General features: G+C 72.6%; 8 protein-coding genes. 4 read left to right on the top strand and 4 right to left on the bottom strand.

From position 1 onward, the window contains the following. Positions 1-542 precede the first annotated feature (542 nt). Both ACFV5N_RS17830 and ACFV5N_RS17825 read left to right on the top strand, forming a co-directional pair. Positions 543-1,766: a serine hydrolase domain-containing protein gene (locus ACFV5N_RS17830; RefSeq protein WP_385600426.1), complete on the top strand. Its 1,224-nt coding sequence runs from the start codon at positions 543-545 to the stop codon at positions 1,764-1,766. Positions 1,767-2,242: 476 nt separating this feature from the next. Beyond that, entirely contained in the window at positions 2,243-2,641 is a 399-nt protein-coding gene (locus ACFV5N_RS17825) for a DUF1801 domain-containing protein (RefSeq protein WP_385600431.1), read from the top strand. Here ACFV5N_RS17825 and ACFV5N_RS17820 read toward each other — a convergent pair. After that, positions 2,634-3,047, bottom strand: a complete 414-nt coding sequence (locus ACFV5N_RS17820) for a VOC family protein (RefSeq protein WP_385600424.1) — start codon at positions 3,045-3,047, stop codon at positions 2,634-2,636. The genes ACFV5N_RS17825 and ACFV5N_RS17820 overlap by 8 nt on opposite strands. Before the next feature lie 81 nt (positions 3,048-3,128). On the opposite strand from ACFV5N_RS17820, the gene ACFV5N_RS17815 reads away from it, so the two are divergent. Then, positions 3,129-3,743, top strand: a complete 615-nt coding sequence (locus tag ACFV5N_RS17815; protein ID WP_385600421.1) for a TetR/AcrR family transcriptional regulator — start codon at positions 3,129-3,131, stop codon at positions 3,741-3,743. A gap of 134 nt (positions 3,744-3,877) precedes the next feature. On the opposite strand, the gene ACFV5N_RS17810 is transcribed toward ACFV5N_RS17815, so the two are convergent. From ACFV5N_RS17810 to ACFV5N_RS17800, 3 genes are all read right to left on the bottom strand, one after another. Then, on the bottom strand, positions 3,878-8,350 hold the full coding sequence (locus ACFV5N_RS17810) for a trypsin-like peptidase domain-containing protein (RefSeq protein WP_385600419.1): 4,473 nt from the start codon (positions 8,348-8,350) through the stop codon (positions 3,878-3,880). After that, positions 8,347-8,601 (bottom strand): CU044_2847 family protein, encoded by a 255-nt coding sequence (locus tag ACFV5N_RS17805; protein WP_385600428.1) that lies wholly within the window; start codon positions 8,599-8,601, stop codon positions 8,347-8,349. Before ACFV5N_RS17805 ends, ACFV5N_RS17810 begins: the two co-directional genes overlap by 4 nt. Positions 8,602-8,951: 350 nt before the next feature. Further along, on the bottom strand, positions 8,952-9,290 hold the full coding sequence (locus ACFV5N_RS17800; RefSeq protein WP_385600418.1) for a hypothetical protein: 339 nt from the start codon (positions 9,288-9,290) through the stop codon (positions 8,952-8,954). Positions 9,291-10,119: 829 nt separating this feature from the next. Between ACFV5N_RS17800 and ACFV5N_RS17795 the strand changes: the two genes are divergently transcribed. Continuing rightward, positions 10,120-10,979: nitroreductase/quinone reductase family protein (locus ACFV5N_RS17795; RefSeq protein ID WP_385600415.1), on the top strand; the 860-nt coding region annotated here is incomplete at its 3' end.

The raw sequence follows: 10,979 nt of genomic DNA, 5'->3' as shown, positions 1-10,979 counted from the left end.
GCCGCCCGGGCCCCCCCCCCCCCGGCGGCCCGCCCCGGGCCCCGCCCCCCCCCCCCCCCACGGCCGCGACCTGAGCCGCACCGCGTCCAGCCCCGCTCCGGGCAGGCGGCGCCCGAGGGAAAGCCGCAGGTGTGAGCGGGGCGCGTCAACCCGAGGGACGGGAAGAGCGGCCTGTCGTACCTCGGCGCCACCGCGGGAACCGCGTTTCCCGCGGTCGGCGGTCCGGTCGCGCTTCTCCGGGATGGTGCGGCGGGTGCCGCGCTCGCGCGGGAGCCGTACGCCGTGTCGGCGCGCACCCGGTCCGGCCGGGCGCGCGGACGGCCCGGCCGGAGCCGAGGCACCCGGATATGGCCCATAACCACCCGGAACCGCGGGGGAGTCACCACACAGCACCACTGCCAAGCGGGGGGTTACCCCTATTATCTGCCGCGCCTGTGCTGCGTAGCGTGATCGTCGTTCCCAGTTCTGTTCAATGCGATGGAGGACCAGCGACAATGAGGAACAGGATGCGTCGCCGGGGTGGCCGGCAAGGGCAGCGCCTCGTGGCCCTGGCGACGGTCACCGCGGCGCTTGTTTCGGGGGTGCTGGTGTCGGGAAATGGGCCGGCCGCCGCGCACGCGGTGGTGGAGCCGTCCGGGCGCGGCGTCACCGCCTCACTGCGCGGTGACCTCGAACAATATCTGGCCGATCGGGGCGCCAAGGATCATTTCTCGGCGGTTTCCCTTCGGGTGACCTATGCCGATGAGCGACCTGATATCTCGGTCGATGCGGGGACGTTCCGCTACGGCGGTGGCCGGCCGGTGAACAGCGAGGCGCTGTGGCAGATCGGCAGCAACACCAAGGCGTTCACGTCCGTGCTGCTGCTGCAGCTGGAGGCCGAAGGAAAGCTGTCCATGACGGACACGCTGGGAAAGTGGATTCCCGAGTATCCGGCGTGGGGCGATGTCACCATCACGCAACTGCTGGCGATGACCAGCGGTATCCCCAACTACACCGAGCAGAGCGCGTTCCTGAGGGATTTCGACGCCAAACCGTCCACGCGCTTCACGCTGGAGCGCCTGATGTCCTATGTGGAGGGCCTGCCGCTGGGGCCTGCCGGGACGTACGAGTACTCGAATACGAACTACCTTCTCGCGCAGATGATTGTCGAACGCGCGTCGCACGATACGTACCATGAGCAGCTCGCCGAGCGCATCATCGAACCGCTCGGAATGAACGACACCTGCCTCCCCCCGTACTGCCCTCCGGGCACGGCCTCGCGCATGCCGGCGCCGTACTCCACCCATGCCGACCTGCCGAAGCATCTCAACAAGTCGGTTCCTCCGCTCGCCCTGTCCTGGGCGCAGGGGGCGGGTGGCCTGGTGAGTTCGCTGGAGGACATGACGGCTTGGGACAGGGCGCTGTACAGCGGTCAACTGCTGCCCCCGGCGCAGCAGCGGGAGCTGGAGTCCCTGGTCTCGATGCAGACGAGTGAGCCCATCGAGAACGTCACGGCCGACGATCCCTTCGGTTTCGGCCTCGGTCTCGTGAAGATCGTCCATCCGGTGGCCGGGACGGTCTGGTTCTACGAGGGGGCCACGTATGGGAACCGGGTGCTGCACATGTACATCCCGGAGACCGGCATGATCATCGCCCTCGCTGTCAACAGCGCCGTCGGCGATGAGGACACGCTGCCCGACCTCGCCGGGACCGTCTACGAGACTCTTTCGGCGCAGAAGGCCACCGGCTCTCCCACGGCACCAGTAGCCACGGAGCCGGCTGCCTGACCTCCAGGCAGCCGCACCGCGAGGTCCGAGCTTTCTCGTCCTGATCCCGGCCGTCGAGGTGGCACCGCGCTCGTCCACGCGCGCACCGTGGCGCTCGACGCGCCGATGCGGCTGCCGGCCGCCGGTGATCCGGAGCCGGCCGGGGCCGTCGGCCGGGTGGGCTTCGCGCGGGTGGCGTCCGGTGTCGACGCGGAGTGGACCGACCGGAGCAGCCGGTACGAGCGCGTCGCGGAGGTGCGCGCCGCCGGGTCCGGCGCACGCGGACGACGAGGTGCCGCCCCCGGACCGGCCCGGCGACCGGCCGGGTCCGGCCCGTCCGGCCCATTCCGGTCAGGTTTCGAGAAGCCCGGAACCGTCCCGCATGGCTACGGTCGGTGTTGACCCCGGACCTCACGGAGCAGAAGGAGCATGTTGTGCCGAAGAACCCGAAGGACGCCGCCACCCCGGATGGCTTCTCCGAGCAGGAGCGCGCCGCCATGAAGGAGCGTGCCGCGGAGCTGAAGTCCGCGGGGCGCCGGGGGCGCGGGGCGGCCAAGGCCGCCGCCGAGGAGAAGGACCTGCTGGCCAAGATCGCGAAGATGCCCGAACCCGACCGGCAGCTCGCCGAGCGGGTGCACGTCCTGGTCACGGAGACCGCACCGGAGCTGGCGCCGAAGCTCTGGTACGGGCAGCCGGCGTACGCCCGGGACGGGAAGGTGGTGTGTTTCTTCCGCAGCGGGATGATGGACAAGACGCGGTACTCGGTCTTCGGATTCAACGAGACCGCGAACCTGGACGACCCGAGCGGCCTGTGGCCGACCTCGTACGCCCTGGCCGAGCTGACCGAGGCGGCCGAGGCCACGCTGCGGGAGCTGGTGCGGAGGGCCGTCAGCTGACGTACTGGCCGGCGAACTCCGCCGTGGGGGCGATGGGCGTGATGATGTCGATCAGCACCCCGTTCGGGTCCGCCACGATGAAGTGCCGCTGGCCGAAAGCCTCGTCACGCAGCGCCAGTTCGGGGGTGAGCCCGGCGCGCGTGACGAGGCGGTCCCACTCGGCGTCCACGTCCGTGACCTCGAAGTTGAGCAGCAGGCCACGGACCGGGGTGCGGTAGGCGGCGGGCAGCGTGGGGTGGGTGTGGTCGAGGAGCGCGAGTTCGTACGGCGGGTCGCCGGGGCGGCGCAGGCTGAGGTACCAGTCGGCCTCGAAGGTGATCTCGAAGCCCAGCAGCCGGGTGTAGAAGTCGCGGGACGCGGCGAGTCGGCTGGTGCAGATCACCGGGTAACAGCTGGTCAGGTCCATGGGTCCGCCCTTTCACGTACCATCGGTATGCGAGAAACCTAGTTCGCATACCGGTGGTACGTCAAACGAGGAGCGGCGACGATGGCACAGCACGGCATCCGGGCCCAGCAGCGCGAGCGCACCCGGCTCACCCTGGTGCGCACCGGCAGGGACCTGTTCGCCGCCTCCGGCTACGCCGCCGTGGGCCTGTCGGCGATCGTGCGGGCCGCCGGGGTGACCAAGGGCGCGCTGTACCACCACTTCTCCGGCAAGGAGGAACTGTTCCGGGTGGTCCTGGAAGAGGTGCAGCAGGAGGTCGGCGCGCGAGTGGCGGCGGCGGCCGGGCGCCACCCGGACCCGTGGGACCAGCTGGTGGGCGGCTGCCGCGAGTTCCTGGCGGCCTCCACCGCGCCGGAGATCCAGCGGATCATGCTGGTGGACGGCCCGGCCGTCCTCGGCTGGAGCGAGTGGCGGGCGATGGACGCGGCGGCCTCCGCCCGGCACCTCCAGGACGCGCTGACCACCCTGATGGAGGCCGGGACCCTGCCCGCTCAGCCCGTCGCCCCGCTCGTCCACCTGCTGTCGGGCGCGATGAACGAGGCGGCCCTGTGGCTGGCCTCGCCCGCCGCCGGACCCGGCGACCTCAGCGACACCCAGGCCGCCCTCGACCGGCTGCTCCTGGCGCTGCGGAAGCCGGCAGGTACGGCAGGACGGTAGCGGAGCCGGGGGTCCGGCCCGGGGTGGCTACGCGGCGGGCACCGGCGGTGGTGCGCACCGGCCGCCCGCCCCGTACGCCCCGCCCCGTCACCTCCCCACTCCGGGCCCGGCCCGGCCCCGCCGCCCGCGCCCGCTCACACCCCGGCGGGACCGGCCCGCTGGAACTCACGCGGCACCGTCGCCGGGGTGACCGGCGCCCCGGGCGACCGCTCGTCCCCGTCCCGGTCCTCCGCGTCCGCGTCCCGCTCGTCCCCGTCCTCCGCGTGCTCCGCCCCGGCCGGTGGCGGATCGCACAGGTCCGCCACCGGGGTCTCCGTCACCCGCTGGAGCTCCTCCGCGTCCGTGCGGGTGAACCAGCCGCTCACACGGCACGCCTCCGCCCGCCAGGTGTCGATGTCGCCGAGGCGGAGGGTGAACACCACGCCCTCGGCCGACCACGCCGAGTTCATACCGTCCCACGGGCTGTACAGCAGGGCGTCCCCGGACGACGAGGTCGCCAGGAAATCCCCGCCCCGCCCCACGTCCCAGTGCTCGACCGGGACGGCGGAGTCGGGCGCGTAGATCCCCACCCGGTCGGCGGCGGCCAGCTGGAAACGGCCGTCCGGACGCACGGTCGGCGAAATCACGAAGTCGTGGCTGCAGCCCGCGCACAACTCGGTGGGGCCGGTGAGCCGCCGCGGTGGTTCGGAACTCCCCGGTGCCGGAACCTGCCACTGTTCCCAGGCCGTTCCGGGCCGCACGACCATCAGGTGCCGGTCGTCGCGCCGGTTGTGGAAGATCGCGGTGTTGATGCGGGCACCGGTGTCCACGCGCAGTTCCCGGGCTTCCCGCCCCGTGGCCAGGTCCACCACCCGCAGCTCGTTGCCGCCGTTGGTGACGGAGACGTGCCCCTCGGCGGGGTGCCCCGTGACCCGCAACAGCCCGGCGTGCCGGGGGTCGTCGCTGAGCATTCCGAGGTCTGCGAGGTCGACCCGGTCGAGACGCTCCCCGGTCCTCACGTCCCACCGCTCGACCACGGTGTGGGAGAGGGTGACCAGCCAGTCATCCTGGAAGAAGAACGTCACATCGGGCGAGGCGTTGGGGTGCGGGTCCTCGGGTGGCGCGGATACCTGGACCCCGGTCACCTCCTGGAGCATCGCGGTGTCCCGGATGACGATGTGGCCGTCCTCGGTCATGAGGTCGGCCATCAGCTCGTCCTCCCGGTCGGTGATCACGATGTCGGCCACGCCGGGGACGAACGTCGCCCCCACCCGCTCCACCCTCGCCACCTCCTCGTGCTCCGCCCCCGTTCCGCCGATGTCGTGCAGCAGCAGGACGGAGCCGTCGTCGGCGGAGGACACGTCACCGGCCGAACGCTCACTGTAGGAGAGCAGCAGATCACCGTCCCCGAGGAGCTTCATCGCCCCGTGCAGCGGCTCGCGCACCACCGACTGCTCCAGCAGGGCGACCGTTTCCTCGGTCGCGACGAGGAAGAAGTACCGGTCGCCGTCGCGCAGGATCCCGGGGTACTTGAGGTGGCCGAAGTCCTCGGTCAGGGTGTTGCCCGGTGCCTGCGCGAGCCGGGTGGCCTCGCCGTCGTCGGGCACCTCGTAGACGCCGGGGGTCACGGAGCCGTCCGAGACGTAGCGGCCCGCGGGGTCGAGCGCCGGTGATCCTCCGTAGCAGGTCTCGGGGATGACGGTCTGTGTCTCCTCGCCGGCCCGGGCCACGTGCAGCGAGCTGTCGGGGTCGCAGACGGCGACGGTCGTCCCGTCGCCCGAGACGGCGGCGCCGGTGATGTCCTCGGCGACCACGCCGAGGAGCTCTCCCGAGCGGAGGTCGATGTTCAGCAGGTCGTTGGACGTCTCCACCAGCACGCGGTCCGTGCTCCGGCTGAACCAGACCTGCTGGGCGGAGTAGGGCTCGGGGAGCGTGACGGTCGGTCTCACGACGCCCGCGTCCAGGTCCCACCAGTGCAACTCGTCGCTGTAGGCGGACGCCACCACCACCCGGCCGCCGTCCGATGAGACGGCGACCGACCGCTGGTCCCGGTTCAGGGTGGACTCGTCCATCGTGAACTGCGGCCCGGTGATCACCCGGCCCTCCCCGAGGCGTGGGCCGGCCTCCGTCCCCGGCTCCCCGGGGCGGCTCAGTTCGTGCCAGACGAGGTCGCCGGACAGGGTCACCCACCCCACCCGCCCGCCGTCGGGCGAGACGAAGGGATAGACCGCGTAGTCGTCCCCGAACGGCAGCCGCTCGCGGTACAACTGCCCGTCCCCGTCCCGGACGAACAGCGTGACCTGCCCCTCCCGGCCGCTGACCAGGATCACCCGCCCGTCGTCGCTGGTGGCCAGCCGGCGCACGCCGCCCCGGGCGCCGGACATCACCACCTCCGTGAAGGTGTAGCCGAGGTAGGTCTGCAACAGCGCGTCGCGTGCTTCGTCGGTGGGGGCCCGCTCGTGGGCCGCCAGCGCGTAGAGCGCGGCGAGCGGGGGATCGGTGCCCAGCACGGCGGCCGATTCCGCCGCCAGGGCGCGGGAGTCCGACTCGCGCTGGCGCACGGCGCTGACCCGCGTCTGATAGGCGAACAGCGCTCCGGCGACGATGGCGATCACCAGGGCCGTGGTGAGCCCGGTGACCACCCCGTTCCGCGTCCGCCGCTGGCGGCGCAGCCGGTCCCGTCCCCGGTCCAGGAAGTCCGCGTCCGCCGCGTCGATGTCCTCCCGGCGCCCGGCCAGCCACGGCCGCGCGGCCTCCAGGGCGGTGGCGCCCGGCAGCAGATCGTCCGGCGCCCCGGCGGCCTGCCAGCGCAGCCGGTCCTGCCGCAGCCGTTCGTACCAGGCGAGGAAGTCCCGGTCCTCCTCCGCCCAGTGGCGCAGCCTCGGCCACACACTGATCAGCGCCTCGTGCGCCAGCTCGACGCTCTCCCCGTACCGCACGTCCTCCTCGGTGGCCGGGGGCGCGATCACCAGCAGCCGCTGGTCGGCGAGGGCGCGCGCCGCCTCCCATTCGCCGTCGGGCAGTTCGGTGCGGCGGACGGTGCGGCGGATGGGGGTGCGGGTGCCCGGTGGCAGCCGGATCAGCCGGGTCAGCAGCCGTCGCAGCTGCCGGGCGGCGTCCTCGGCCGCTTTCCCGGCCGCGTCCCCGCCGGTGTCCTCCGGTACGTTCTCGCCGGCCGCCGCCGTGTACCGCCGCCAGGTGTGCTCCGCGCGCTGGGCCAGCGCCCCGTGGACCCCGCCCAGCCGGGTGTACGCCTCCTGCGTCAGCAGCCCGGCCCGCTGCTCGCGCCACAGCTGGTCCAGGGTGAACCCCAGCAGCGGCAGCACCCCCGCCGCGTTGCCCACGTCGGTGACGATGCGGTCCACGAGCCCGTCCTGGTACGCGACCGCCGCCACCCGCCCGACCGGTCCGGTCACCACCTCGTGGATCTGCTCCTCCGTCATCTGCGGCAGGACGAACGTGGCGCCCTGCACGGCGCGCCGCAGCAGCGGCTGTTCCTCGACCTGCGGCAGGAAGTCCACCCGCAGCGTCGTCAGGATCCGCAGCCCCTCCGGCGGATCGGAGCCGAACAGCAGCCCCAGGGTCGCCGTCTCGCCCTGGCGGGTCAGCAGCTCCTCCAGCTGGTCCACCACGACCACCAGCCCGTCCACCCCACGGGTGGCGCGGATCTGGTCGATCAGCTCGGGCAGCCGGCCCTCGGCCAGGTCGCGCCGCGTCGAGCGGATCTCGGTGCGCTGGGCGTGCCCGTGCAGCCCGGGGCGGATCAGCGAGGACAGGCCCGCCGCCAGCGCCCCCAGCAGATCGCGGGTGCGCGGCACCACGCAGGCCGCCAGCCCTTCCGCGCGCAGCCGGGGCACCACCCCGGCCCGTACCACCGAGGACTTGCCGCAGCCGGAGGCGCCCAGCACCGTCACCAGCGGATGGCCGAGCACCAGCCGGGTGATCCGCTCGCTCTCCCGGTCGCGGCCGAAGAACGCCTGGCTGTCGCTCTCCTGGTACGCCTCAAGACCGGGGAACGGGGACGGCAGGCCCACCACGTCCCGCAGGGACGGTGCGGCGTCCACCAGACGGTCGGTGGGGATGAGGAAGGCCACCGGGTTACGGAGATCGGCCGCCACCACCATGCCGACGACGGCGGCCAGTTCGTCGTCCCACACCGGCGCCCCGCTGAAACCCCGGCGCACCGGGTAGCGGCCGTCGGCGGCCTGCTCGAACTGGAGCCAGCCGTTGCCCTGCTGCTGCCGCAGCACGGCGGAGTGCCACACCCCCTGGTGGTGGCCGCGCGGAAAGCCGAGCGTCCTCGCCCGGTGCCCCCACAACCGGTCCCCGGTCTCCACCAGCGGGACCGGCCGGGTGCCGGGCAGGGGCGCGGCCACCTCCAGCACGGCCACATCCGCCCCGGGATGCCACTCGCGCACGGTCGCCGGGAAGGGGCCGGGGCCGTGGACGGCTCCGACGTCCACCATGACGCGGGCGCCGGGGCCCGCCCCCGCGCCCGAGTCCAGCACGTGCGCGCAGGTGACGGCGAGCCGGTCCGACACCAGGAACGCGGCGCCGGCCACGGCACCGTCCGGGCGCAGTACCCGCAGGATGCCGCCGGCCAGCGGCGCGGGCTCGTACGCGGTCACCGCCGCGCGGGCCCGGGACGCCGGGGCGGGGCGACGGCGGAGTCGGCCTCACCGGCGGCCATGAGGAGCAGGACGCCCGCCTCCGCCGTCCGCGAGATGCCGAAAGCGAGGCCGGCCTCCTCCGGCGGGTGTTCCCTGTCCGTGGACCGCGCCACGCACGTCTCCGTGACGGGGCGCCGCACGCCCAGCAACGAGCCCGGCGGCCGGGCCGCCCGCCCGGCGGGGGGTTCTCCCGTTCTGCCGGCTGGCACCACGCCGCGCCCGGCGTCCGGGCCCGTCTCCCCGCCGTGTGCCTTCACGTGCTCGGTGCCGTCGTCGGACACCGGTAACTGGATCACCCGCACGCGTGTTCCCCCTTTTCCCCTCTTTTCCACCCTCCATGGATATGCCCATCCGGCCGCGCGGGTAGCTGGCTTCCCGGCCCTTCATCACATCTTCACGGAGGCGGCGGTCGGCGCCCTCCCGCACGGGGCGAGGAACGAAGCGGCTCGGTGGTCCCCTCCCGAGCGCCCCACCGGGGGCTCGCGCGGGCGGCGCGACACGACGACGGGGAGAGCGCGTTCAGCTCCTCGTGCGACCGGGGCCGGACGCATGCGGCAGGTCAGTCAACGCCGCCGCACCGTGCTCTGACCCGGAGCCGGTTCTTCGTCTCCACACGGTAGGAATTCCCCTCGTGCTCGTAGGAGATGGCCGCGCCCTCCATGGCCGCCTGACCGTTGGCCACGATCCCCATCAGGAGGTTGGCTGACTCGCGGCCCGCGATGGTGGCCTCCCCGACCGTCTCGCGCAGCTCCCAGTAAGCCCCGCCATCGGCGTGTTCCGTGTCATCGCTCGGGGGATAGCCGTCAACGATTCCGATCCCCATGCTCTCCGGTGGGCCGGGCTCAGGCAGCAGTACCGCCTCAATGATCTCCATGTTCTCGGCGTCGATGAGTTCCACGCCTGTGACAGTCACCGGACTGTCCGAATCATTGGCCAGCCAATCGTGTCCGAAAGTGAAGACGGACTCCCCGGTCCCCGGGGCACAGGTGGTAGAGCTTCCCTCTCCCGCTGACAGCGGCCCATCATGCCCCCGGAAAGCGGAGCAGCCGCCGGCGGCGGCCAGGATCGTCACCGCCAGCACCGCCACGCGGTGGTGTGTTCTCACCCAGCGGCTCCCGGCCCCTGGCGGCCCGTCGGCCTGGATGCCCGCCAGGACTTCCCGCTGTTCCGCACCGTGCGGCTGCAGGCGGAAAGACGAATTTCGATGTACCTGTCGGTCCCCTTGAGCTCAGCACCGAATCCCCCCCGGACAGTGACTGGCCGACCACCCCGTCACCGTGACGGAATGCGGCGATTCCGGAGCGTAGTGTGATGGTCAGGTGAAGGTCAAGCCTTGCTGGGGCCACCGGTGTTGACCCCGGTGTCCGGCACGCCGGAATCCACCTCACGGGCTGTGGGCGCCAACCGGCGCTTCGGACGCGTCTTGACAGTGGCGAGAGGGGCCGTGTTGCATGACCGGCGTGCCACGTGGCGCCGGCCGGAGAGCAGTGGGCAGGCCGGCAGCCGGGCGAGCACCGTAGTCGAAGGGCTTCCGCCATGAGTACTCACTCCGCGCCCCGGGTCATCTGAGCGTCCTGAGCGGCTGATTCAGCCTCGCTCCCACGCGCAGTTCTCTTCGCGTCACCGTCGCGCGCTCCGACGCGCCCTCTTTCCTTCTTCCCACCGTGCCCCCGCCCTGCCGTGGGTGGTGCACGGACGCATGCGTATTCCCTGGAGACACCACACCCATGTCCTTCAACCAGTCCGTCATCGAGGAGTTCCGCGCCCATGGCGGCAAGGTCGGCGGCCCCTTCGAGGGCGGCGATCTGCTGCTGCTGACCACCACCGGCGCCCGGTCGGGGAAGGAGCACACCACTCCGCTCGGCTACGTCCGCCACGACGGCCGGCTGCTGGTCGTCGGCTCCGCCGGTGGCGCCGACCGGCACCCCGCCTGGTATCACAATCTGCTCGCCCACCCGATGGTGCGGGTGGAGGTCGGCACGGACGCGTACTACGCGATCGCCGTGCCCGCCGAGGGCGAGCGCCGCGACCGGCTGTTCGCCGAGGTGGTCCGGGCGGCCCCCGGCTACGCCGACTACCAGGAGCGGACCTCCCGGATCATCCCGGTCGTCGTCCTGGAACGGTCCGGGCCCGAGGCCGCCGAGCTCCCGGCCGAGGTCGCCGACTTCGGCGCCAAGCTGCTGGAGATCCACGCCTGGCTGCGCGCCCAGCTGCGGGCGGTACGGGCCGAGGCCGCCGCGTACTTCGCCGACCGCGACGACCGGTCGGTCCCCGGGCTCGGGCTCCAGATCCGGCAGCACTGCCTGGCGTTCTGCGAGTCGCTGGAGTTCCACCACACCAGCGAGGACGCCGGGATGTTCCCGATGCTGGAACAGCACCACCCCGACCTGCGCGCGGCCCTCGACCGGATGCGGGAGGAACACGTCACCGTGCACCGGATCAAGGGCGAACTGCTCGGCCTGCTCGGCGGCGCGCGCGACGCCGATCCCGGCCGGTTCCTGGCCGAACTGGACCGGATGACGGCCGAGCTGACCGCCCACCTCGACCACGAGGAGACGGTGCTGCTGCCGGTGCTGGCCCGGATGCC

This window comes from Streptomyces sp. NPDC059853, assembly GCF_042731495.1.
Classification (GTDB): domain Bacteria; phylum Actinomycetota; class Actinomycetes; order Streptomycetales; family Streptomycetaceae; genus Streptomyces.
Note: the sequence above shows the minus strand (reverse complement) of the source record. Positions and strands in the feature narration are given on the sequence as shown.

Bases quoted from the DNA above. Each gene is read 5' to 3' on its own strand.
- ACFV5N_RS17815 (WP_385600421.1), top strand. From the start codon at position 3,129: ATGGCACAGCACGGCATCCGGGCCCAGCAGCGCGAGCGCACCCGGCTC.
- ACFV5N_RS17825 (WP_385600431.1), top strand. From the start codon at position 2,243: ATGAAGGAGCGTGCCGCGGAGCTGAAGTCCGCGGGGCGCCGGGGGCGC.
- ACFV5N_RS17820 (WP_385600424.1), bottom strand. From the start codon at position 3,047: ATGGACCTGACCAGCTGTTACCCGGTGATCTGCACCAGCCGACTCGCC.